The sequence below is a fragment of the Martelella limonii genome, from assembly GCF_013344475.1.
GTDB lineage: Bacteria > Pseudomonadota > Alphaproteobacteria > Rhizobiales > Rhizobiaceae > Martelella > Martelella limonii.
In genome coordinates this window covers 231,538-254,263 of record NZ_JABUOU010000005.1, presented here as the reverse complement: position 1 = coordinate 254,263, position 22,726 = coordinate 231,538, and the positions used below count along the sequence as shown (strand labels likewise).

At 63.7% G+C, this 22,726-nt stretch carries 19 protein-coding genes; 5 read left to right on the top strand and 14 right to left on the bottom strand.

What is annotated here, in order from left to right:
• Entirely contained in the window at positions 1–753 is a 753-nt protein-coding gene (locus HPQ62_RS13130; protein ID WP_174803007.1) for a RibD family protein, read from the top strand.
• Here the strand turns inward: HPQ62_RS13130 and HPQ62_RS13125 are convergent.
• Genes HPQ62_RS13125 through HPQ62_RS13110 form a run of 4 tightly spaced genes read right to left on the bottom strand, consistent with a single transcriptional unit; the run spans position 742 to position 3,889 of the window.
• Complete coding sequence (locus tag HPQ62_RS13125; RefSeq protein WP_244629679.1) at positions 742–1,533, bottom strand: class I SAM-dependent methyltransferase; 792 nt, start codon at positions 1,531–1,533, stop codon at positions 742–744. The genes HPQ62_RS13130 and HPQ62_RS13125 overlap by 12 nt on opposite strands.
• The gene (locus tag HPQ62_RS13120; protein WP_174803005.1) at positions 1,533–2,567 is read right to left on the bottom strand and encodes a glycosyltransferase family 4 protein; all 1,035 of its coding nucleotides are present in this window, start codon (positions 2,565–2,567) and stop codon (positions 1,533–1,535) included. Before HPQ62_RS13120 ends, HPQ62_RS13125 begins: the two co-directional genes overlap by 1 nt.
• A complete protein-coding gene (locus HPQ62_RS13115; RefSeq protein ID WP_174803004.1) occupies positions 2,564–2,962 on the bottom strand; it encodes a 6-pyruvoyl trahydropterin synthase family protein in 399 nt (132 codons plus the stop codon). Before HPQ62_RS13115 ends, HPQ62_RS13120 begins: the two co-directional genes overlap by 4 nt.
• A gap of 12 nt (positions 2,963–2,974) precedes the next feature.
• Positions 2,975–3,889, bottom strand: a complete 915-nt coding sequence (locus HPQ62_RS13110) for a zinc-dependent alcohol dehydrogenase (RefSeq protein ID WP_244629678.1) — start codon at positions 3,887–3,889, stop codon at positions 2,975–2,977.
• A gap of 310 nt (positions 3,890–4,199) precedes the next feature.
• Here HPQ62_RS13110 and ribA point away from each other — a divergent pair, with 310 nt between their 5' ends.
• Together ribA and HPQ62_RS13100 are read left to right on the top strand one after the other, a co-directional pair.
• Positions 4,200–5,306, top strand: a complete 1,107-nt coding sequence (gene ribA / locus HPQ62_RS13105) for a GTP cyclohydrolase II RibA (RefSeq protein WP_174803002.1) — start codon at positions 4,200–4,202, stop codon at positions 5,304–5,306.
• Positions 5,307–5,312: 6 nt separating this feature from the next.
• Positions 5,313–6,122 carry a CDP-alcohol phosphatidyltransferase family protein gene (locus HPQ62_RS13100; RefSeq protein WP_174803001.1) on the top strand — a complete coding sequence of 270 codons (810 nt, stop codon included), beginning with the start codon at positions 5,313–5,315 and terminating at the stop codon, positions 6,120–6,122.
• On the opposite strand, the gene HPQ62_RS13095 is transcribed toward HPQ62_RS13100, so the two are convergent.
• Entirely contained in the window at positions 6,107–7,024 is a 918-nt protein-coding gene (locus HPQ62_RS13095) for a lysylphosphatidylglycerol synthase transmembrane domain-containing protein (protein ID WP_244629677.1), read from the bottom strand. The two genes, HPQ62_RS13100 and HPQ62_RS13095, sit on opposite strands and share 16 nt — an antisense overlap.
• 55 nt (positions 7,025–7,079) lie before the next feature.
• Between HPQ62_RS13095 and HPQ62_RS13090 the strand changes: the two genes are divergently transcribed.
• A complete protein-coding gene (locus tag HPQ62_RS13090) occupies positions 7,080–8,714 on the top strand; it encodes an LTA synthase family protein (RefSeq protein WP_174803000.1) in 1,635 nt (544 codons plus the stop codon).
• A gap of 33 nt (positions 8,715–8,747) precedes the next feature.
• Here HPQ62_RS13090 and HPQ62_RS13085 read toward each other — a convergent pair whose 3' ends face one another.
• From HPQ62_RS13085 to hmgA, 6 genes are all read right to left on the bottom strand, one after another.
• Complete coding sequence (locus tag HPQ62_RS13085) at positions 8,748–9,638, bottom strand: alpha-amylase family protein (protein WP_206678073.1); 891 nt, start codon at positions 9,636–9,638, stop codon at positions 8,748–8,750.
• On the bottom strand, positions 9,608–11,953 hold the full coding sequence (locus tag HPQ62_RS13080) for an NfrA family protein (RefSeq protein WP_174802999.1): 2,346 nt from the start codon (positions 11,951–11,953) through the stop codon (positions 9,608–9,610). Before HPQ62_RS13080 ends, HPQ62_RS13085 begins: the two co-directional genes overlap by 31 nt.
• Positions 11,953–14,121: a glycosyl transferase family protein gene (locus HPQ62_RS13075; RefSeq protein ID WP_174802998.1), complete on the bottom strand. Its 2,169-nt coding sequence runs from the start codon at positions 14,119–14,121 to the stop codon at positions 11,953–11,955. Before HPQ62_RS13075 ends, HPQ62_RS13080 begins: the two co-directional genes overlap by 1 nt.
• A gap of 14 nt (positions 14,122–14,135) precedes the next feature.
• Entirely contained in the window at positions 14,136–16,370 is a 2,235-nt protein-coding gene (locus tag HPQ62_RS13070; protein ID WP_174802997.1) for a cellulose biosynthesis cyclic di-GMP-binding regulatory protein BcsB, read from the bottom strand.
• A gap of 49 nt (positions 16,371–16,419) precedes the next feature.
• The gene (gene wecB / locus HPQ62_RS13065; RefSeq protein ID WP_174802996.1) at positions 16,420–17,565 is read right to left on the bottom strand and encodes a non-hydrolyzing UDP-N-acetylglucosamine 2-epimerase; all 1,146 of its coding nucleotides are present in this window, start codon (positions 17,563–17,565) and stop codon (positions 16,420–16,422) included.
• A 358-nt stretch (positions 17,566–17,923) separates the two neighbouring features.
• The gene (hmgA, locus tag HPQ62_RS13060) at positions 17,924–19,303 is read right to left on the bottom strand and encodes a homogentisate 1,2-dioxygenase (protein ID WP_174802995.1); all 1,380 of its coding nucleotides are present in this window, start codon (positions 19,301–19,303) and stop codon (positions 17,924–17,926) included.
• A gap of 144 nt (positions 19,304–19,447) precedes the next feature.
• Between hmgA and HPQ62_RS13055 the strand changes: the two genes are divergently transcribed.
• Positions 19,448–19,879, top strand: coding sequence for a MarR family winged helix-turn-helix transcriptional regulator (locus HPQ62_RS13055; protein WP_174802994.1), 432 nt, complete (start codon positions 19,448–19,450; stop codon positions 19,877–19,879).
• A gap of 49 nt (positions 19,880–19,928) precedes the next feature.
• On the opposite strand, the gene HPQ62_RS13050 is transcribed toward HPQ62_RS13055, so the two are convergent.
• The 3 genes from HPQ62_RS13050 to HPQ62_RS13040 are packed head-to-tail and all read right to left on the bottom strand — an operon-like array spanning position 19,929 to position 22,695.
• The gene (locus tag HPQ62_RS13050; RefSeq protein WP_174802993.1) at positions 19,929–20,138 is read right to left on the bottom strand and encodes a DUF2783 domain-containing protein; all 210 of its coding nucleotides are present in this window, start codon (positions 20,136–20,138) and stop codon (positions 19,929–19,931) included.
• Positions 20,126–21,703 (bottom strand): FAD-dependent oxidoreductase, encoded by a 1,578-nt coding sequence (locus HPQ62_RS13045; RefSeq protein WP_174802992.1) that lies wholly within the window; start codon positions 21,701–21,703, stop codon positions 20,126–20,128. Before HPQ62_RS13045 ends, HPQ62_RS13050 begins: the two co-directional genes overlap by 13 nt.
• Before the next feature lie 32 nt (positions 21,704–21,735).
• Entirely contained in the window at positions 21,736–22,695 is a 960-nt protein-coding gene (locus HPQ62_RS13040; protein WP_174802991.1) for an MBL fold metallo-hydrolase, read from the bottom strand.
• Positions 22,696–22,726: the final 31 nt, after the last annotated feature.

Here is a 22,726-nt window from a genome sequence, read left to right as displayed (position 1 = left end):
ATGAAAGCCATCGAACTGAACGCTTCCGTCTGGGAACGTCTGCTGGCGGTGCGCGGTGGCGCGCCCTTATCGGGCGATGATCCAGCGACAGTGCTCTACGGCAAGATTGCCGGCGCCAAGCGGCCCTTCGTTCTTGCCCAGGTCGGCCAGTCGCTCGACGGCCGGATCGCGACGCCTTCCGGCGATGCCATGGATGTCTCGGGCCCTGACGGCCTTCTCCATCTGCATCGCTGCCGGGCGCTGGTCGATGCCGTGATCGTCGGCCTCAACACCGTGAAGGCCGACAATCCGCGTCTGTCCGTCCGGCTGGTCGAGGGTCCGTCACCCGTGCGCGTGGTGATCGATTGCAACGGCGCGCTGGATGGCAGCGAGGGCCTGTTTCATGATGGCGGCGCGCCGGTGATCGTGATCGAAAGCACGGCCACGGACACGCGGATCCTGCCGAACGCCGAGATCATTCGCCTCGCGCCCTCCGGCAAAGGGCTTGCGACCCGCGATATCGTCAACGTCCTCACCGCGCGCGGCCTTTCCCGCATTCTCGTGGAAGGCGGATCACGCACCATTGCCCGGTTCATCGAAGAGAACAACGTCGACCGGCTGCATGTCGCGATTTCTCCGCTGATCATCGGTGCGGGCCCGAGCGGGCTCAATCTTTCACCCGTTGCGCGGCTTGTGGACGCACCACGCCCAAAGGCCGACATCTACAATCTCGGCAGCGATATCCTGTTCGACTGCGCGCTCTCAGGCAGGTAATGCGATGATATCGGTGTGGCCGACGGTGCAATGGCTGTCCTGAAGCGCGGTCGCTGCGATCCTGAAGGCAATCCAGTCCTCGATTTCACCCGATGACAGCCCGCCGATCTCCTGCAGCGGCTGGCGGAAGCCCTCGACGAAGGCCTTTTGAAGGGCAGCGCTCTCCCCGGACAGACGCCAGGGACTGTCGCCGGTTTCAACCTTGAAGCCGCGGCTTTCCAAAAGAGCTTCAAGCCGCTCCGCCGCTGCCGGGCCGAGCGCCACGCCGAACCCCTTGTCGGTCTGCTGGTGCCGGTTGAAACTTTCGACCACGCTTTCATCCAGCGGATGGGATACGGACCAGCCGATCCGGCCATTATAGTTCAGGGCGGCGTAAAGTCCGATGCGATGGCGTGAGAGCACGTCGGAAAAGGCCGAGGTGAAAGCCTCGGAGCAGAGATCGAAAAGCGCGGAGGCCGTCACCATGGCTGCACTCTCGAGCGGAAGCCGATCGAGTGCGTTGAGATCGAGCTGCTGGTAGTCGGCACGGGCCTTATCCCCGGAGAGTTCCGCCGCGCGATCGAGCAGGCGCGGATCATTATCGACCAGCAGCCACCGGGCGTCGCCGGGCATGACATTCGAAAGGCTGCGAAGTGTCGAGCCGGTACCGCAGCCGATATCGATGATCAGGGGATCGGCGACCGGCGCGAGGTGGCGCGCGCATGTCTCCATCAGCCCCTGATGGCGTGCGGCCCTGTCCGCAGGTTCCCTGAGGCTCAGCCAGTCTGCGTCAAAGCTCATCAAATTGTCTCCAGCATGTTTGCAACGATCCGGCCCGTTTCGGCCCAGTCGGGCAGGCGGCTTCCGGCCTGTCTCGCGCCCGCAGCCTTTTCCCGGCGCAGCTGCGGATCAGTGATGAGGCGCCGCAGCGCATCGGCGAAGGCCGCGGTATCATCCACCGGCACCAGCATGCCGGCGGTCTCCGGCACCACATCGGGCACCGCACCCGCGCGGCAGGCGACGATGGGGAGGCCGCGGGCCAGCGCCTCGGCGAACACCATGCCATAGCCTTCATAGCGGCTTGCAAGGGCGAAGATGTCCGCGCCGGCGTAAAGCGGGCCGGTATCGTCAACCGATCCTGGCAGCAAAATCCGTTCCGCAAGGCCGCTGTCGGCAATCTGCCGCTCAAGTGCGGCAGCGGTGGCCGGATCGAGATCGCGGCCCCCCGCAATCGTCGCCGTCCAGTCGCGGTCCTCGATCATCTTCAGCGCGGAAATCAGCACATCATGTCCCTTGCGCGCGGTCAGCGACCCGATCGAGAGGATGTGCGGCCCGCGCGCGTTTCCCGTTGCCGCAGGGGCCGCATCGGTGCCCGGCACGGCAACCGTGATGCTCTCCGGCGTCACGCCGAAACCGGCTGAAAGCTCCCGCGCAGTCTCCGGAGAGGTGACGACGATATGGCGGACATGGGACAGTGCGCGGCGTTCGCTGTCGCGCAGGCGCGACGCTTCCGTCGCGGATATGCCGGTCTCAAGCGATAGCGGGTGATGAACCAGGGCGACGAGCCTCAGCCTTTTTGCCTCGCGCGCGGCAAAGTCGTCGAGCACGCCGAAGGCCAGACCGTCGATCATCACCAGCGTGCCATCGGCGAGCGATGAAAGCGCCTGTTCCGCCGCCCGTTTCACGTTTGCCGCCGGGGCTGGAAAACCATCGCCGAGCGGCAGACGCTCGACTTGCCATCCCGCATCCTCAAGCGCTGCGATCAACCGCCGGTCATAGCCATAGCCGCCGGTTCGAAGCTGGAGGTTGCCGGGATAGGCAAAGACGAGTTTCAAAGCTCGGCCTCGTACCAGCCGCGCGCGGCATGGCTTTCATGGAGGGTCACGCGGATCTTGCAGATCCTGTGGCTGCCAGGCCCGAGCCGGCCGTCGGCAACCGCTTCGGCGAGCCGGTCGAAGATGAACTTTGCGATCACCTCGGTCGTCGTTACCTTGCCATTCAACGCCTCGACCTCATCGAGATTCTGATAGTTGAGCGGCTTCAGCACCTCGCCCAGAACCGTGGTCGCCGCGCCGATATCGACCGCAAGCCCGTCCTCGTCGAGATCGCGCGTGAAGAACGCCGCGTCGGTGACGAACGTGGCGCCGTGCATGGCCTGGGCGGGTCCGAATACCGGACGCGGAAGCGAATGTGCGATCATGATGTGATCGCGAACCTCGACTGCAAACATGAATTCTTTTCCTCAGTAGTAGATGCGATGGCAGAGCGTGTCGGGCGATGACAGGATGCCGGGATAGGCCGAAACAATGTCCCCGAATGAAGTGTGCCCCGAGATCAGGGCGTCAAGGCGCGGATCTGAAAGAAGCGCGAGCGCCTTGGCCATGCGCCGGGAAAAAGTCCAGCGGGCGCGGTGCGATGGCGGCAATGTGCCGACCTGCGAACTGACGATCGAAAGCCGCATGGCATGAAACGAACCGCCAAGCGGGATGGTGGTTTCTCCCTCGCCGTGCCAGCTTGCCTCGACGATCCGCGCTTCCTTGCCGGCAGCGCCGAGCGCGCTTGCAAGCGCCTGCTCCGAACCCGAGGCATTGACCGCGACATCGAAAGGTCCGGAAAACGCGCCGGTGCTGAACGAGATCCCGAGTTTTTCTGCCAGCCCGGCGCGGCTCTCGTTCGGATCGATCAGCGTCGTCTCGGTGCCCGGTATCCGGCTGGAGAGATAGGCAACCAGCGCGCCCACCGTGCCGGCGCCGAAAACGGCAACGGTGTCTCCGGGCTGGATGCCTGCATCCCAGACGATGTTGAGTGCGGTTTCCATATTGGCCGCAAGAACCGCACGCTCCGGCGGCAGGGCATCGGGAAGCGGCGTCATCATCGCGGCAGGGGCCACGAACCGGTCCTGATGGGGGTGGAGACAGAAGACGGAGCGACCGGCAAGGTCCGCCGGGCCCGCGATCACCCGGCCGACGGCGGCATAGCCATATTTTACGGGAAAGGAAAAATCGCCTTCCATGTTCGGTCCGCGCATGCGGCCCTGTTCGCTTTGAGGCACCTGTCCATGAAAGACAACTTTTTCCGTGCCCCGGCTGATGCCCGTAAACAGTGTCTCGACCAGCGCCTCGTCATCGGAGGGCGCGGCGATTTTCTCCTCGCGCAAGACGCATTGTCCGGCTTGCTGAAACCAGAGAGCGGTCGCGGAACAGGGAAAGGACGGGCTTCCAGACAGTATTTTTTCCTGCACGCTCTTCTCCATTTGTCTCGCCAAACCCCGTGAATCCAAAGACGCTTATGGCACGCGCATTGTTCCGGCTCACATAAAGTTCAGCTTCCAATGATCTTTTTTGTGGAGCAGACTAAACCACTTAAAGAGATCAGACGTTTCTATAACGGACGTCACAATGATCCGGTTTGCCCCGACACATCTTTTAATGGGTGCCAGGCGGGGCGAACGACGCGGAGGAAACGACATGACAAATGATGATTTCAGCGATTTCCAGTCGGTTACGCCCGAGATTGCGGTGGAAAGGGCTGTGGCCGAACTGAGGTTTGGACGCCCGGTGATCCTTCGCGACGGCGACCGGCGGCTTGCGACACTGGCGCTCGACTGCGTGACACCGGCGGTCTTTGACCGCTTCGCACGCGCATCGGAAAACCGTCACAGCCTGTTTCTGACGGACGAGCGGGCCGAGCGGCTCGGCATCGCGTCAAAAGGCGGGATCGCTGTCCCGCTTGCGGGCAAGAGCTTCGACGATGCCGCGCGCCTTGCCTATGCGCTCGGCGAGAAAAAGCCCGGGACCTTTCTACAGGCCGAAGCGCTGATGGCTTCATCGGCCAATCTCGCGCGGCTGGCATTGCTGCTGCCCGCCATGGTGACGCATGAGCTTTCGGCCGGCGACAGCCGGTTCGCGGCCTGCGAGAGCCTGGATGTCACTGCATTCGGAAGAAGCGATGCCGCGCGGCAGGAATTCCAGCCCGTGGTTCGCACGCGCGTGCCGCTGAAGGAGATCGGAGACGCGGATTTCGCGGTCTTCCGGGGCGGTCTCGCCCAGAAGGATCAGGTCGCCATCATCGTCGGCAAGCCGGACCTTTCCAAACCCGTAGCGGTGCGCATCCATTCCTCCTGCCTGACCGGCGACCTCTGCGGCTCGCTCAAATGCGACTGCGGCGATCAGCTTCGCAACGGGCTGAAGCAGCTGAAAGCTGCAGGCGGCGGCGTGCTCCTCTATCTCGATCAGGAAGGGCGCGGCACGGGGATCGGCGCGAAGATGCGCGCCTATGGCTATCAGCACCAGGGCCTCGATACCATCGACGCCGATGCCGAACTCGGTCTTGCCAGCGATCATCGCCGCTACGAGGCAGCGGCCGCCATGCTGCGGCTTCTCGGCATGCAGCGCGTGGTGCTTCATACCAACAACCCGACCAAGATCGACGGCTTGCTGAAGAACGGCATAGATGTCGTCGGGCAGGTCACGGTGACCGGCGAAGTCACCCGCGAAAACGTCAATTACCTGCGGACCAAGGCGATCAGGGCTGGGCACCTCCTGACGCTCGAGAGCCTGGTTGCGGCAGAATAGGGCGCCATGAGCACGTTTGGACCGCCGACAGCCGGGTCGGGAGAGCTTCACCGCATCGCGCTTGCTGCCCGTCATGGCGACCGGGATGCGGCGTGGCGCCGGTTGAAGAATGCGGCGCTGGCGCTCGGCGCAGTCTACGCCGTATCGCTTGCTGCGTTCGGCCTGCTTGCCTATCACTTCGAGACAGGCCTTGCGACCCCGATCGCGGCGGCGCTGCTGCTGCTTGCGATCTTCGCGATCGTGATCCGCTCGCTGCCGGGCCACCCGCATGAACGGTTCGGGCCCGCCAACATCATCACCGCCATCCGCGCATCCCTGACGAGCTTTTTCGGCGCGGCAATCCTGTTTGCAGAACCGGCGGCAGAGGCCGATCCTCTGCTGACCTGGCTGATCGTGATCGTGATCCTTGCGCTTGCGCTTGACGGGATCGACGGCAACCTGGCGCGACGCACGGGGCTTCAGTCTTCGCTCGGCACCCGCTTCGACATGGAGGTCGATGCGCTGCTGATCCTGCTTCTGTCCGTCGCCGCCTTCCTTCTCGGCAAGGCCGGCATCTGGGTGCTCGCGATCGGACTGATGCGCTATGGCTTCGTTCTGGGGCAGATATGTCTGCCGTTTCTCACCGCGCCGTTGCCGCCATCGTTCCTCCGCAAGCTGATCTGCGTCGTTCAGGTGGCGGCACTCTGTCTGATCCTCGCGCCGGCGATCGCGCCGCCGGTTTCGACGGCGATTGCCGCAACGGCACTTATCCTGATCACCTATTCCTTCGGCGTCGATGTCTTCGGCCTTGCCCGCCGGCGTTACCGCCGGCCATGACCGCGCCGAAACGTGATCGCCAGAAACAGGAGACCTTGCGGCGCGACACCCAGGAGCGAGAGCAGACCGTAAAGCAGGCTCGCCGAAAGCCCCTCGGCGCTGGTCAGCCCGAGAAGCGGCCAGAGCGCCGCGGCGGCAGCCTCGCGCGTTCCCCAGCCGCCGATGCCTGCCGGGATCAGCATCGTCATCAGGCAGAGCGGGATGATGGTGATCGCTGCAACCGGCGGCAGGGCCGCCCCCGTGGCCGCCGCCGCGATCATGAACACGGCGATATAGGACAGCACCGTCAGCATGCTGAGGCCGAACTGCACGGCAAATGCACCGCGATGCCAGAAGACGGCGGCGAGATCCGGCTTCAACGTGGCAAACCGCGCCATCAGCCGCGAACGGGCGATGACGAGCCCGAGACAGGCGAAAACGGCCAATATCCCCGCGCAGATGAGAACGAGACGGCCGAAGCCGGGCGGCAGGCTTTCGGCCAGCACCAGAGGCCAGACAAACAACCCGACACCCGCCAGCAGGAAGAAGGCAAGCTGACCGGAAAGCCGCTCCAGCACGATCGCCGCCGCCGGGCGTTTCCAGTCATCCGCCGTACGGGCGCGATAGCCGCGGATCGCATCGCCCGCCATGCCACCGGGCAGGACCTGGTTGACCAAGCTTGCAATGTAATATTCCCGGATCGCAAGGCCGATCGGGATTGCATGCCCAAGCCTGCCGGCCGTAAACCGCCAGCGCAGCGCCGACAGGACGACCTGGGCCTGGACGATGGCAAGCGCGGCAAGGACGGGTGGAAGCGACACGTTTTCGAACGCCGCCAGGACATCGGCGGGATCGACAGCCATGACCAGTCCGGCAATGATTGCCAGACAGAAAACCACCGCGAGGACTGCATATGCGGACAAGAGCCGCTCCTTTCCAAGTCGCAGCCCATCGGCCGCTTAGAGAAGGCAAGTCATGATGGCTGATCGGGTTGCTTGCAAGCAAAACCGGCAGGCACGGGCATTCGTGGCCGCGCTTGTCTTCCTCGTCATCGCGGTTTTCGTGCTGAACCTGCCGGACCATCCGCATGCGTTTTCGGCGAAAGCATTCCTGCACCTGCCGATCGAAGTCCCGATCCTGGGCCTTGCTCTGGTGCTGCTGCCCGCGCGGCTGGCGCGCCTGCTCGCGATGCTTGCGACGCTTGCGCTGGGCATCGTTCTGTTTCTTCGGCTCGGCGATATCGGCGTGCAATCGGCGTTTCAGCGCCCGTTCAACCCCTATCTCGACCTCCGGATCTTTGCCGATGGCTGGAACGTGTTTTCCGGCGCTGTCGGCGCGCTTGGCGCGGGCCTTGCCGTAGCCCTGACGATCCTCGCCTTCCTTGCCGTGCTTGCCGTCTTTTTCCGCGCCGCTTCTGCACTCGCGCGGCTTTCAGGCCGGGCGGAAAAGACGGCCGGCTTCGGCTTCGCCGCCCTGCTCGCGCTGGGGATCGTGCTCTGGGGCACCGGCGCTGCCACGGGAACGCGCGCCTATGCGGATGCGGGCAGCTCCGTCTATATCGTTCACCGTGTCGAGGCGGTTGCGCGCTCCGTCAAGGACATGCAGCTCTTCGACCAGTCGCTTGCCGGAGACGATCCTGCGGCAGAGACCGACAGCCTGTTCTCGGCGGTCAAGGGCCGCGATGTCGTTCTGATCTTCATCGAATCCTATGGCCGGAGCGCGATCGAGGACCCGCTTTACGCGCCGCTGATCGATCCACGGCTCGGCGCGATCGAACAGGAATTGACCAAGGCGGGCTTTGCCACGGCAAGCGGCTGGAGCCGGTCTCCGACCATGGGGGGCCTGAGCTGGCTTGCCCATGGCACCTTCCTTTCCGGCCTCTGGGTCGACAACCAGGCGCGGTACGACCGTCTGATGATCAGCGGTCGCAAGAGCCTGAACCGGCTGTTTCATGAAAACGGCTGGCGCACCGCCGCCGTGATGCCGGCGATCACCATGGACTGGCCGGAGAGCGCCTATTACGGCTACGAGACGATCTTCGCCGCCAAGGACCTCGGCTACAAGGGCAAGCCGTTCAACTGGGTGACGATGCCCGACCAGTACACGCTGTCGGCCTTCGACCGGCTGGTCCGCCATGACGGCGACCCGCGCCCGGTGATGGCGGAGATCGCCCTGATCTCCAGCCATGCGCCCTGGACGCCCGTTCCGACCCTCATCGACTGGGCCGATGTCGGCGATGGCAGCGTGTTCGACGCCCAGGCAACGAGCGGCGATCCGCCCGCAGTGGTCTGGGCTGACCGGGAACGGGTGCAGCGGCAGTATATCGGCACCATCGATTACGCGCTGCAGACGGTCGGCGACTATATTGCCCGCTTCGGGGACGACGGCGTCTTCATCGTGCTCGGCGATCACCAGCCGGCCCCCATCATCACCGGTCCGGATGCCTCGCGCGATGTGCCGGTCCATATCATCAGCCGCGATCGGAATCTCGTCGAAAGGTTTGAAACCGAATGGTTCACCCCCGGCATGATCCCTGCCGCCGATGAACCCGATCCGACCATGGACACGATGCGCGACAGGGTGATCCGGTTCTTCTCGGGCGTTGAAGATTAACGTCCGGCGCGCGGAAGGCCCCTCTGGGGGCGTTCAAAGCCTCTCAGCCAGCGCGTCGACAAGCGCGTCATCGACATAATGCGGACCGTCGAAGAGGTAGAGCTGATAGCCGGAAAGCGCCCTGATCTGGGGCACCAGTTCCGCGGCGGTGGCGGGGCGGAAACGGCCTTTTCCCAGCGGGCGGAACGCCTCGGCGATGACGCGCACGCGATGCTTGCCGAAGCGGGCGGCAAGTTGATCGGCATAATCGCGCGCCGTTCGAGGGGTGCGGGCCTCGACGCCCACGCCATCCTGAAAGAAAATACCGACATCATCCGGCAGCCATTCCGCAAGCCACCCGGCAAGCGCCGCGCCGCCGATATTGGCGCTGTCATAGACGCTGATCCACAACGGCCGCGGCAGGCGGGCGAGCGCCTCGGGCATCACGGCCGGCGCCTCCTTCCATGTCGGGTCCACCTCGACGGGGAAATAATAGCCAACGACATTCAGCGGCAGCTCTGCCTTCGCCGCCACCGCAGACGCATCCGCCAGCGCAAGGACATTGTCACGCGATGCCCTTTCCGAAAAATTGCCGGCAAGGCCCAATATGACGGAGCGCGCCCAGGGCTCTTGGCCGATCCGCGCCCAGTCCGGCATCTTTTCTGCGGGTCGTTTGCCGAGCCCCGGAGCAAAGCCGATGCCATCAACCTCGCTCCACTGGATCAGAAGATGGTCGACACCGAGCCGCTGCCAGTTTCCCTCCGGGGCCGTGGTCGACGTGTCGAGCTGCCAGACGATCCCGGCAACGCCTCCGCCGCCGAGCCAGCGGGGCAGGGCATTGCGCAGGACGGCCAACACGCCCAGCACCGAGACAAGCCCCAGAAGCGCCAGGCCGACGATCACGCTGCGGCGGGTTACAGTGCGAGGTTGAGAGTGGCGAACCATCCGCGCGCCCTGTCATCACCGCCAAGCCGCGCCCGGTACTGGACGTTGAAATCCAGATGCGACATCGGCGCTTGGTACTTGGTCTCGCGGAACCAGTAACGAACGTTCACGCCGGGGCCCGCGCCAAGCGCGAATGTGTTTGCATCCAGATTGTCGAAATCGGCGGAAACACCGACAAAGGGCGTGACCACCAGCCGGCCGCCGTCGCCACCCAGCCTGTAGCTGCGGCCAAGACTGGCATTGGCATCCCAGAAATTCTCGCCGCTTACCAGATAGCTGCCGGCCTCGGCATAATACTGGCCGGACCACCACTGGTCTTTCCAGGGCATGAGATCATTGTTGAAGCCGCCGGAAATGGCCGCGCGCAGCAAGAAGTCGTCGCGGCTGTCTCGCCCGATCTTGAAATATTGCGCGGCTTCGACAATGACGTTGAGATTGGTGAACGGCTTGACGCGCACGCCTGCCGCTCCCTGCATGGTGGAAGCGCCGATCGCGCCATCGAGTGAATCGTAAAGCGTGGTGAACTGGCGGATGAAGAAATCGACGGTGCGGCCGTCGCGGTAGCCGAATGCTTCCGGCCGCCAGTAGAACTCGGTGCCAAGCTGCATGGTCCGCCCGGCAGACGCCGGCGGCGTCAGATAGCCGTCGCCAATGCCGCTGCTGCCGTAGAACAGGCCGATATTGGCGCCCCAGCGCCGCGTAATATCCGACACCTGGCGCCTGAGCCCATAGAGTTCTTCCGGCGAAAGCTGCAGCCGTCCGGCGTCGGCCGCGTCGATGACCTGTTTCAGCCAGGCGATGGCCGCATCGTTCTGATAGTCCCGCCGCGCCGCATAGGCAGCATCGATCAGCTGCCGGTCGCCGAGCTGGCCCGCGCCATAGGCCTCGGCAAAGGCATCGTAGGCAATCGAACGATCGCCGAGCCTTGCCGCAAGATAGGCCGTGTCCGTCGCCGAAAGGGCGGAGAGCGAACCGTCCTGCTCGGCAGCGCCAAAGGCCGCGCGCGCGCTCCGCTCGCCGCTCTCGGCGTCGATCAGGTCGAGCCGGGCGACGGTAATATCGGCGCGCTGGCGATCGGTTTGGGAGAGTGCCGCGGCCTGTTGAAGCGCGGTCGCGGCGGCGGTGTAGTTTTCGGTTGCGGTGAGCGCCCGGCCGCGCAGCAGCCAGACGGCTGCATTGCGGCTGTCGCCGAGCGGCTGCAGCGCCTGATAGGCTTCCTGAGGCGCATCAAGCGCCATGGCGGTGGTCGCAAGGTCGAGGCGCAGATCGGCCTCGGAAGGCGTTCTGCCGGGAAGCGTCAACGCGCGGGCGAAATCCGCCTTTGCAAGAGCCTGATCGCCTGCCTCCTGATGCAACACGCCGCGCTGGCTCAAAAGGGCGCGATCGGCGCCGAAACGGGCAATCGTGCGGTCGACGGCCGCCAGCGCCTCATCGCGCCGGCCGGAGCGGTTCAAGACATCGATCAGAAGCAGCTGATAGGCGCGGTTCGACGGAGCAAGACTTGCGGCGCGGCGCGCGGCGCTCAGAGCCTTGTCGAGATCATTGTCGCGCAGCGCCGCATAGGCGACGCTCGCCGCTCCAAAGGCCGGATCCGGCGGTGGGGGCTTTGCCTCGCTTCGTTTCAGCGCGGCGCGCGCATTTGCCAGAAGCGTCTGGTAATCACCATTGTCGGGGGCAAGCGCGACCGCCCTTTCGGCATCGGCCACGGCGCCCTGATAATCGGCGCGGGCATAGGCGCGGTAGGCGGCATCCGCCGCCTCGTAGGCCGGATCGGTTTCGGCAACCGCAGACGCGGCCTCGGTGCTCGCCGGCGGGCCGGCAGGGCCAGGCACTGCGACAGGCCTTTCGGCGACTGCCGGGGCTCCCGGCTGCACCTCTATCTGGCAGGCGTCCACAGATGCGCCATCGCGCAGCTCCGCGCCGGCTGCCATGGCCTGCAGGCGCTGCCGGCCGTCTGCGGGAAGCCGGTCATCGCTGGCAGCCGCGCCAGCTGCAGCCGTCGCCTCGCCATCGCGGCCCCCCTTGCGCAGGGCCGAGACCAGGGCTGCACGCAGCTTCGCGCAATCCGGCCGCTGGCGAACCGCCTCGGTGAGGTCGGAGACGGCCTTTCCGGGATTGCCATCGGTGATCGCGAGCTCGGCATTGCGGTAAAGAAGAAGCGCCGGCCCGGAGAGCGGAAGCGCATCGACCTCGACCCCAGGCTGCGGATCGGCCTCCTCCTGGGAAAAGGCATGGCCTGAAAACGGCAGAATTCCGGCCGTTGCCATCAGGATCGCGGCAATCGAATGCTTCGATAGGTGCAGAACGGTGGCCATTATGCCGGCGCCTTCCTGTTGTCATCCGCCGCAGCGGTGATTTCATGGACCCACTTATCCATTCGCGCCCGCTGCTCCTCCACAGTCTGATCGACGGCGCTCTTGAAGACGATGTCGTGGGAAACGAGATAGGCGCCAATCTGACCATCGCGCTGGGGATCATAATCCGCAAGCGCATGCTGCAGCGCCTCGGTGGAAATCAGACCCTTGTTCACAAGCATTTCGCCAAGCAGCGGCACGCCTTCGCCAAGCGCGCGCTCACGGGTGCCGCCACGCAGGTGTGCGCCAAGGAGATTGAGGCCCCGCGCCACGGCCCGGTCGAGAACGATATATTGGCGCGGCTGGTAGCCAAGCTCTTCCGCGATGACTTGCAGCGCCGTTGGCGTAAGCGGAAAGGCGGTGGCAAGGGCAAGCCTGTCGCTGTCGCCATCGGCAATCGCCAGCACCCGGAAACGGAAGCAGAAATCCGGCCTGAAGCGATCATAGGCGCTGATCACCTCCTCCTCGCTCACCTGGATCATGTCCAGTCCCGACTGGAACGCAACGGCTTCGGCAAGCACGTCCTCTTCGAGCCAGCCCCTGTCGAGAAGGATGCGGCCGAGTGGCAGATCTCTCGCTTCCTGCGCCTTCAGGGAATCGCCGAGCTGGCTTTCGTCGATCGCGTGCCACGACACCAGCAGCTCGCCGAGCTTCGCCTGTCCTTCGACCAGGCCTTCGGCGGTTGGAAAGTCGTGCATGGTCTTGTCCCAGACGAGCCGCTTGCCGGTCGCGAGATGGACCAGATACTGCTTCCACGCCCGCGACATCGCCAGAAAGTTCACCAGATTGCCGATAATCATCCTGGGAATGGCGAGGAGGCCGTGCTCCCAGCCGAAGGTGCGGCTGGTGAAATAGAAGCGTTGCACCACCCGCAGCATCAGCGCGATCGCGTTCAGGATCAGAACCGTTCCGATCCAGCCATCGAGAGAGAGCAGAGGCGGATAGTTCTGCGGCAGGAGCCCGAACGAAAAGCCGAGCCGGAACAGGATGTATTGCAGCGCCAGAACATAGGCGAACACCGTCACGAACACAGTGACCATGCCTTTGCGGTCGCGCAGCAGGAAATAGCGATCGATCAGCGAGCCGTGCCAGCCGAAATAGGCCCAGCCCTGAAAGCAGATGCCGAGCGACCACCGCGCCTTCTGACGGTAGGATGTCAGCAGCGTATTGGGAAAATATTCCTGCACGCAGAGCGGCATGGTGATGGTCATGTCCTTGTCCCGGCCGAAGCCGAACCAGGTCTTGCGCTTGACCTTGTACTCGACCGGGAAGCGGGCAAGGATCGAGCGCATGCCGTGCTCGGCAAGCCGCACCCCGATGTCGTAGTCTTCGGTCAGCGTCTGGGTATTGAAGGGCTGATTGTCGTTCTCCGCGGACAGCGTCAGCAGCGCCTTGCGCGAAAAGCAGGTGCCGACACCGGCTGACGGCACCATGCCGGCAAGCGCCTCGCGCACCACGATATCCTTGCCGTGCCATTCGGCGAATTCGTCCATGTAGACGCCGGCGACGAGATCGTACCAGTTGCGCTCCAGCGAATTGACCGGAATCTGGATCAGGTCGATCCGCGGCAGAAGGTAGTTGAAGAAGCGCAGCTCCAGCGGGTGCAGCACATCCTCGCTGTCATGCAGGATCGTGCCGGCAAAGGCGATCCCGTGCTTTTCCTCATGCGCGAAGATCGCCTGCACCACCCAGTTCAGACAGTCTGCCTTGCAGGTCGGCCCGTCATGCGGCACCTCGACGCGCACCAGCTGGCGGTAGCGCCTGCGCATGCGTTCGACCTCGTTGATTGTCGCCGCATCGTTGCGGTAGGTACCGACGAAGACCGTGTAGTTGCGATAGTCGAGCGTGTGCACCATGCCCTCGATCATCGCGGCGATGACATCGCTTTCGAGCCAGGCCGGAACCATGATCGCGATATGCTGTTCAGGCCGGTTCTTGAGCTGTTCCGGGGTGAGGGGACTATAGCGCCGCTCCGCCGTCAGTCGCCGCTTGATCGCCCGGATGTAGAAGACCGCATCGACGAACAGGTCGTCGATGCAGGAAATCAGGATCACGACCGCCACGATGACGGTCATGTATTCCAACAGCCGGTAATAGTCGGCTAGCAGATAGGGCCAATAAAGCTGCATCTGTCCTGTCCCGATCAGCTCTTGTCATCGCGGTGGCGACGCCGTGCGGAGCGGGCAAGCAGAATGAGCAGCACGAACGCACCGATGATCGCCGCCGTCAGCATGCCCGGAACCTGATGCAGCCAGAAATCGCTGCTGGTGAGGAGACGGAGCGAGAAGCCGTGGTCTTCCTGCGACAGCCTGTCCGTCGTCTTGTCCACGGGCGGCGTTCTGCCGCTGGTATTGACCTCGCTCAGCACGCCGCTCGCGCCGATCACCGCGACATCGCCGCGTCCGAGAAGGATCGGCTTTTCAATCATCGGGCCAGCGCCACTCGTCTGATAGACGAGGCCAGGCTGCTTTCCGCCGGTTTCGGCCGACAGCACGGCAACACCGTCAAGGCCGGATGCATCGAACAGAGACGTGTCCTTGTCCGTCGTGATCGTGATCGTGTCGCCCTCGATCCTAGCACGTTCACGGCCGCCCTCGACGCCGACGCCAAGGAACAGGAAGGGCGTTTCGGGAACGGCGATCGTTGCGGTCTCGGCCACGGCGAAGGCAGCCTTCTCGGGCGAGATGCCGCTGGCATTGGCGATATCGATCAGGCCCGGCAAGGTAAGGGCTGCATTCTCGAGCCAGCCGGCTGCGACCACGACCGTGCTGTCTCCGGCAAGGCTCGGGGCGATCGTGCCGAAATCATCAGGCTTCGGCGCTGGTCCAAGCCGGATCGAGCTGCCGGGCAGGACCGAGACGGGATAGCCCTGCGGCACCTCCCGGCAATGGTCGCTGGCGGGCTGGCGCTGGAAGCGCACGACAATCGTGTTGCGTGGCTGCAGCGTATAGGCGGGCACGGCGACCGAAATGTTTTCCGGCGTGCCATCGGCGCGCAGCTGCTTGGCGCCGAGCAGCGTGCCGTTGATGAAGACCGAGGCGACCGGCCTCGTGTCCGTCGCGCCGGGCGCTGCGGAGACATTGAGGTTGAACGCGGTCGGCACCTTGCCCGCCGGAATGTCGCTGCCGAGATCGAATGTGGTCGACCAGTCGCCGCGCGAGACGACATCGAGATTGCCGCCGGCATTGCCGAGCGATGTCAGCGGCACGGTATCGCCGTCGATCACCGGCGGCTGGGCGGACTTGACGATCATGTTCCCGGAAACGGCCGACTTGCGCCAGATGGTGGAGAACATCCCGGCGGCTTCGCTGGCGCCGTCGGGTGCAACGGCGATCACCGGCTTGCCACCGATCCGCACGACACTGACCGCACCGGGTGCAAGCGGTGTGGTGAGCGAAACCCTGCTTGCGGCAAGCGCTTCGAATGCCTGCTGCGCATCAGGATCGGCCGCCGTGACCTCGGTCGAAAGCGCCTTCAGCGCGGCGTCGATTGCCTGCGTCAGGCCACTTCCGGCCACAGCGACATCGGCCTTGCCGATCGATCCGCCGAGAAGCAGAAGCGCGCCGACTTCTGCCGCATCTTCGATCTTGACCGTTTCGGCGCCGGCGAGGGCGGCGAAGGCCGGGATCGCCTGCAAAGCCGCCGGAACATTCAGCCCGGTGACATCCACCGTGTCGCCGATTGCAGGCAGCGTCACGATCTCGACCATCTTGCCGGTCCGCTCCAGCGCCACGCCAAGCCTCCAGGCGGCATCATAGCTGTCCTGCTCAAGGGCGTTGCCCCCGACCAGCAGCGTCACGGTCTGCGGCAGCGCCGCATAGGCGCTGGCAACCGTCGTCACATCGCCCGCATCAAAGCTGTATTCGAGATAGGTGTCGGGCTGAACCAGAAGCTGGTTGCCGATCGGGCGGGCATCGTCACAGTAGAATTGTCCGGTTGCGGACGACCACTCGATGCCGAGGTTGACGAAGCCATTGTCGCGGGGCGTGCCATCGACGCCGAGCTCGAGCCTTGACTCGCCGCGCTCATCTTCGGGCGAGCGCGCCGCCACCGCGTAGCCATCCAGCGACAACACGTAGGTGGTGGTACCGCCATCGGCGCGCAGATAGCTGCCGTCGAAGGAAAGCGTCGGCGCGATCAGCGCGACGCCGGCGGGCACGGGGATGTAGATGTTGCGGGTTGCCGCAGACGAGGAAAGCGCCAGCGGCTCGGTCATGCCGAGATCGGCGAGCGAGACCTTGCGGGTGATGACGTCGTTCCCGGCGAGCGCCTGCAGCTGATCGGCGATCGCGCCTGCCCGCGCGGCTTCCAGTCCACCCTGTGCGATCAGCAAGGGCAGGCTCAGGCCGAGTGATGCCATGAGGGCGGTCTTGTTCATTGTTCTAACTCCTGATGGGCACAATTGCTGGTGGCCGTTCTGAGGCGCATTAATCTTGCAGGTTCGGCTGAAATGGGGTGAAGGCACGCCCCATGATGGCATCGGCGATCCGCTCAGCCGCATGGCCATCGCCGTAAGGGTTCACGATGCGGGCAAAGCTTGCGTAATAGGCCCTGTCATCGAGAAGCCGTGCCGTTTCCGAGACGATCCGGTCCGGCTCCGTGCCGACAAGCTTGACGGCGCCGGCCGCAACGGCTTCCGGCCGTTCCGTCACATCCCGCATCACCAGAACCGGCTTTGCGAGATAGGGCGCCTCCTCCTGCACCCCGCCGGAATCCGTCAGGATGATATCGGCGCGCTGCATCAGATAGACGAATTCCAGATAGGCCTGGGGGTCGATCAGATGGACATTGCCGAGATCGCCGAGCAATGCGTGTACAGGGCCGGAAACATTGGGATTGAGGTGAACCGGATAGACGATCTCGAGATCGTCGCGTTCGGCAAGCCGTGCGAGCGCCTTGCAGATATTGACGAAACCGTCGCCGAAACTTTCGCGCCGGTGGCCGGTGACGAGCAACAGCCGTCGCGCCGGGTCGATGAAGGAGAACCGGTCGGCCAGAGAAGCGCCGAGCGCCTCATCGGCGCCGATGCGCTCCACCGTATGCTTCAGGGCATCGATCACGGTATTGCCCGTGACGATCACGCGTCCGCCGAGATGCTCCTGTTCCAGATTGCTGGCACTGGTGGCGGTCGGGGCGAATTTCAGCGCCGAAACCACATCGATCACCCGCCGGTTCATTTCTTCCGGCCAGGGCTTGGCAAGGTCGTAGGTCCGAAGGCCCGCTTCCACATGGCCAACCTTGAGGCCCCTGTGGAACGCAGCGAGGCTGGCTGCCATGGCCGACGTCGTGTCGCCGTGCACGAGCACATAATCCGGCCGAACCTTCTCTAGAACCTCATCCAGCCCGGCAATGACGCGGCAGGTGAGGCTGTTCAGCGTCTGATTCGGCGCCATGACCGACAGGTCGTAATCCGGCACGATGGAGAACAGATCCAGCACCTGATCAAGCATTGCGCGATGCTGTCCGGTGACACACGTCAAAGACGTGATAGCGCTATCATTTTGCGCAAAGCGTATAAAAGGTGCCATTTTGATGGCTTCCGGCCTTGTGCCGAAAACAGAAAGGATTTTCACAGCAAAGCTTTCGTAAGTGTTCCCAGCGCGCCCCGGCCCAGTCTGAAAGCGACAGGCTGGAGATTCTTGACGGGGTAGCGAACTCTCTCCCACGCGGCATAGCGCCACCATTCCGCGACGGATACGCGCAGTTTCAACTTACATCAAGTCTAAAATAACAAAATCAATTCCTGATTGCGTTAATTATAGTTAACACTCTTTTAAGTTTTGATATGTTGTAACGCATGCGCTGCGGTGTGGCAGTTTCGTCGCGGCAAGGGTCGGCCTGACAAAAACGCCGCTCCGGGCATAGAGCCGGGAACGGCGCGATTTCGGTCAACGACGGTAAATGACGCTCAGTGACCGTCAGGCGCAGATGCTATTTTTCGCCCGGCGTGCCGTCGAACTTCTTTTCCAGATGCTGCCAGACCTCGATATATTCCTGCTGCATCGGCGCTTCCTTGGCGGCAAATTCCGTCAGGTGCTGGGGGAAGCGGGTCTCGAACATGAACGACATGGTGTTGTCGAGCTTTTCGGGTTTCAATGCGCTGTTGGACGCCCCTTCGAACGCATCCCGATCGGGACCATGGGGCAGCATGCAATTGTGCAGGCTGATGCCGCCCGGCGCGAAGCCCTGCGGCTTTGCGTCATAGACGCCGTAGATATTGCCCATCAACTCGGACATGATGTTCTTGTGGTACCAGGGCGGGCGGAAGCTGTGTTCGGCAACCATCCAGCGCTCGCGGAACAGCACGAAATCGATGTTGGCCGTGCCTTCCTGGCCGGAAGGGGCCGTCAGCACGGTGAAGATCGACGGATCGGGATGGTCGAAAAGGATCGCGCCCACCGGCGAATAGGTGTTGAGGTCGTATTTATAGGCGCAGTAATTGCCGTGCCAGGCGACGACATCGAGCGGCGAATGCCCGATATAGGTCTCGTGGAACTGGCCGCACCACTTGATGACCACGCGCGAGCGGGTTTCCTTGTCCTCATAGGCTGCCACCGGGCACTTGAAGTCGCGCGGATTGGCAAGGCAGTTGGCGCCGATCGGTCCGCGGCCGGGCAGGTCGAATTTCTGCCCGTAATTTTCGCAGACGAAACCGCGGCACGGGCCTTCGAGCACTTCCACCCTGTAGACCAGGCCGCGCGGCAGAATGGCGATCTCGCGCGGTTCGAGATCGATGATGCCGAGCTCGGTGCAGAACCTGAGGCGACCCTCCTGCGGCACGACCAGAAGCTCGCTGTCGGCGGAGAAGAAATACTCGTCCTCCATCGAGCGGGTCACGAGATAGACATGGCTTGCCATGCCGACCTGGATATTAACGTCGCCCGCCGTGGTGATCGTGCGCATGCCGGTGATCCAGGTGAGATCCTCCTCGGGCACCGGGATCGGGTCCCAGCGATACTGGCCGAGGCTGGTGATGTTCTGCCGGTTCGGATCATGCGGCAGCACGTTCGGCGCCGTCCTCCAGTAAGGCATGTCGATCGGACTGAAGCGGCCGGTGTGATGCACCGACGGGCGGATGCGGTAGCACCATGTGCGCTCGTTCTGGCCGCGCGGCGCGGTAAAGGCGGTACCCGAAAGCTGTTCGGCGTAGAGGCCGTAATTGCATTTCTGCGGGCTGTTCTGGCCCTGGGGCAGGGAGCCCGGAAGCGCTTCGGTCTCGAAATCATTGCCGAAGCCGGGCATGTAGCCTGCATGCGTGCCGGTCGTTGCGGTCGCGCGGATCATGCCCTTCGGCAGGTCGTGAGCGGTCATGTCGATGTCTCCTCACCCGAAATTGTTGCTCTAGCAACAAATATATCGTTGCATATGCAATGAAGTCAATGCGCCGGATGGAAGCGGGTGGATTTTTGTTGTGAAAGCAATGAAATCCTGCTTTCTGGGCGGAAGGAGCCCATGATGACCTTTCAACTCGACGATTTCCTGCCCTACCGCCTGTCGGTTGCCGCCGCCCAGGTCAGCCGCCGCTTTGCCGAGCGCTACGCCGCCGAAGCCGGCCTGACCAACCCGGAATGGCGCGTGATGGCGCATCTCAACCATTCGGGAAAGGTGAGCGTGCGCGAAATCCATGCGCGGGTAAACCTCGACAAATCGATGATCAGCCGCGCCGCCGTCCGGCTGGAGGAGGGCGGGCTGGTCCGCAAGGCCGTGGACGAGAATGATCGCCGGCTCGTCGTGCTGGAGCTGACGCCGGACGGTACCGCGCTGATGGAGCGTCTCGGCCGGATCGCCGAGGCCTTTCAGGCGGAACTGATCGCCGAGCTTGGCGAAAGTGCTGGTGTGCTCGATGAAGCGCTTTTGCGCCTGACGGACGGGTTGGAAAAGCCTTGAACGGGATGCAATGTCCACGGCCGGAGTTTCCGGACGTGGACATTGCGCGTCAGACCTTGCCTTTCCGCTCCGGGCTACGCGCCAGAGCAATCGCCTCGTCGATCGCCTCCCGGTCTCCAATATGGTTGATCAGGAGCAGGGTCAGCCGCGACCAGGCGGCGAGGCTCTCCGCATCGCTAAGGCCATCATGCAGCCGGATCAACGCCTCGTAGATGTCGTCATGACAGGTGAGGTTCGGCTTGGTGTTCAGTTGAGCCATTTCGCGCCTCCCCTTGCGCGCAAGAGCGCCGCTTCGATCCGTGCCGGATCGGGATTGTGCCATCGTGCTGCGACATACTGGTCGGGACGGACAAGGCAGGCGGAACCTCTCGCTAGCGCGAGCCTGTCTGCTGCGGGCCCTTCCACCGCGATGCATTTGAGCCCCGAACAAACAGTGCCCGTCCAGCCATGTGTCAGCAGCACGAATTCCTCGCCCAGCTGCTCGAGCAGCCAGCCATCGCCGTGAGGCGAATCGAGGATCGGCGCGCCGGGGGCGACGCCGCCATCCCATTCGTCCTCGTCAGGCGTCGAGAGCGGGCTTTCCGGATAGCGCACCGCCGTCGAAAGCCGGCCCGAATTGACGAACGGCCGGGCAAAGGCGTGGTTCTGCGCCAGTTCAAGGACGGCATTGCGCAACGCGCGGCTCGCTTCTGATTTCGGCGTGAGGAAGTCGGTCGAGCGGGTCGAGTTCAGAATGTTCTCGTCCGCCGTGGCGATGGCCTCAGCGTTATAGGTCTCGATCAGCGTTTCATCCGCTTCGCCACGGAGCACGAGGTCGAGTTTCCAGCCGAGATTGTCGATATCGGCAAAGCCGCCATTGCAGCCGCGGGCCCCGAAGGGCGAAACGAGATGGGCGCTGTCGCCGGCAAAGATCGTGTGGCCGTGGACGAAACGCGCCATCCGGCGGCACTGGAAGGTGTAGACCGAATACCATTCGCGCTCGAAGGCGATATCGCCGAGCATGGCACGAATGAAGGGCTCGACATTTTCCGGACGGGTCGCCGCCGCCCGGTCGATGTTCCAGCCGAGCTGGAAATCGAGCCGCCAGACATCGTCGGGCTGCTTGTGCATCAGCGCCGACCGGCCGGGGTTGAAGGGCGGGTCAAACCAGAACCAGCGTTCGGAGGGCATCTCCTTCTTCATGCGGATGTCGGCAATCAGGAAATTGTCCTCGAATACCCGGCCATCGAAATCGAGGCCGAGCTTCTCGCGGATCGAGGAGCGCGAGCCGTCGCAGGCAATCAGCCACTCCGCCTTGAGCAGATAGTCCCCGTCCCTGGTCGAGACGGAAAGGTCCACGCCATCGGGACGCTGCCTCACCGCATCGACGCAATGCCCCCAGCGCAGGTCGACATTGGGCAGGGCATCGCAGGCTTCGACCAGATATTCCTCGATGTAATATTGCTGGATGTTGATGAAGCCGGGGTGCTTCTGATCCTTCACCGGCAGCATGTCGAACTGATAGACCGGCTTGTCGTCGCTGCCCCAGAACACCTTGCCGGTGTTCCAGGTCACGCCCTTCTCGATCGCCCGATCGGCGACGCCGAGACGGTCGAGAATATCGAGCGAACGCTTCGAAAAGCAGATCGCCTTGGAGGCGTGGGCGATGAAATCGAGCCGGGTGAGCACGATTACATCATGCCCCCGCCGTCCAAGATCGAGCGCCATGGCAAGGCCCACCGGACCGGCGCCGACCACCACCACCCGCGCCTCGTCCTCTGCGGTCGCCGGAGCGGGCTTCGCGCCTATCTCCCTGTAGACCCGGATGCCTTCAACATTTGCCATGGGCTCCTCCCTTTCTCCTTGCCTTTGGCCTGTCAGTCCTGAAGCTTCGCCCAGACCTCGCGGTCGCGCTCGGCGGTCCAGATGCGCGGATGCTCGATGCCGTCGCACTCGTCCCAGAGCCTCTGGACATCGAAGGGCAGGCAGTGTTCGAAGATCGGCCATGCGCCGAATTCCGGGGCAAGGGCGTCGCGGGTGGCCTCGAACGCTTCCCTCAGCGTGCCGCCCGCCTTGTGCACGCGGCCGACATTCTCGATCATGCCGTTCAGGAACTTGCGCGTCTGCTCGACCGCCGCATCGGTCTCGGCAACGCCGCGCGAGACCGGGCCGCGACCGCCGATCAGGTTTTCGCTTTTGAAGGCCTTCACATTGTCGAGGGTCTTCGTCGCCCAGTCGAAGTGATAGGCGTCGCCGGTGTAGAGCGCAGCCTTGGATTCCACGAGGTCCCCGGCATAAAGCGTGCGGGTCTTGTCATGCCAGACCACGATATCGCCGCCGGTGTGACCACGGCCGACGAAGCGCAGCTCAAGCTTGCCCCGGTGGCCGCCGAGTGGGATTTCGTAGGAATTTTCGAAGGTGATGGTCGGCCAGGTGAGGCCGGGCACTTCCTCGGCGTTCTTCGCAAGGCGCGGCATGCGGCCGAATTCGCTTTTCCAGTCCTGCTCGCCGCGCTCTTCCACGAGATCGCGGGAGGCTTCGGACATGATGATATCGCCGGCCTCGAAGGCCGATGCGCCGAGAACGCGCACCGCGTGGTAGTGGGTCAGCACAAGGTAGCGGACCGGCTTGTCGGTATGTTCGCGCAACACCTTGAGCCAGTCGCGCGAGGCGGCTGGCGTGGCGCGGGATTCGATCGCGACCACGAAATTCTCGCCTTCGACGGCGCCCACATTGGGGTCGCCTTCCGCGGTCAGCGCGTAGACGCCATCGCCCAGAATTTCCAGCGTATCGGTCTTTTGGCTCGTATCTGCCGAGGATGCGAAAGGTTTCGACATTGTGTTCTCTCCCTTGAAAACCGAGTTCAAC

Bases quoted from the DNA above. Each gene is read 5' to 3' on its own strand.
- HPQ62_RS13080 (WP_174802999.1), bottom strand. From the start codon at position 11,953: ATGGCCACCGTTCTGCACCTATCGAAGCATTCGATTGCCGCGATCCTG.
- HPQ62_RS13075 (WP_174802998.1), bottom strand. From the start codon at position 14,121: ATGCAGCTTTATTGGCCCTATCTGCTAGCCGACTATTACCGGCTGTTG.
- HPQ62_RS13125 (WP_244629679.1), bottom strand. From the start codon at position 1,533: ATGAGCTTTGACGCAGACTGGCTGAGCCTCAGGGAACCTGCGGACAGG.
- hmgA (WP_174802995.1), bottom strand. From the start codon at position 19,303: ATGACCGCTCACGACCTGCCGAAGGGCATGATCCGCGCGACCGCAACG.
- HPQ62_RS13090 (WP_174803000.1), top strand. From the start codon at position 7,080: ATGGCTGATCGGGTTGCTTGCAAGCAAAACCGGCAGGCACGGGCATTC.
- HPQ62_RS13100 (WP_174803001.1), top strand. From the start codon at position 5,313: ATGAGCACGTTTGGACCGCCGACAGCCGGGTCGGGAGAGCTTCACCGC.
- ribA (WP_174803002.1), top strand. From the start codon at position 4,200: ATGACAAATGATGATTTCAGCGATTTCCAGTCGGTTACGCCCGAGATT.
- HPQ62_RS13130 (WP_174803007.1), top strand. From the start codon at position 1: ATGAAAGCCATCGAACTGAACGCTTCCGTCTGGGAACGTCTGCTGGCG.
- HPQ62_RS13085 (WP_206678073.1), bottom strand. From the start codon at position 9,638: ATGGTTCGCCACTCTCAACCTCGCACTGTAACCCGCCGCAGCGTGATC.
- HPQ62_RS13070 (WP_174802997.1), bottom strand. From the start codon at position 16,370: ATGAACAAGACCGCCCTCATGGCATCACTCGGCCTGAGCCTGCCCTTG.
- HPQ62_RS13040 (WP_174802991.1), bottom strand. From the start codon at position 22,695: ATGTCGAAACCTTTCGCATCCTCGGCAGATACGAGCCAAAAGACCGAT.
- HPQ62_RS13055 (WP_174802994.1), top strand. From the start codon at position 19,448: ATGACCTTTCAACTCGACGATTTCCTGCCCTACCGCCTGTCGGTTGCC.
- HPQ62_RS13045 (WP_174802992.1), bottom strand. From the start codon at position 21,703: ATGGCAAATGTTGAAGGCATCCGGGTCTACAGGGAGATAGGCGCGAAG.
- HPQ62_RS13115 (WP_174803004.1), bottom strand. From the start codon at position 2,962: ATGTTTGCAGTCGAGGTTCGCGATCACATCATGATCGCACATTCGCTT.
- HPQ62_RS13050 (WP_174802993.1), bottom strand. From the start codon at position 20,138: ATGGCTCAACTGAACACCAAGCCGAACCTCACCTGTCATGACGACATC.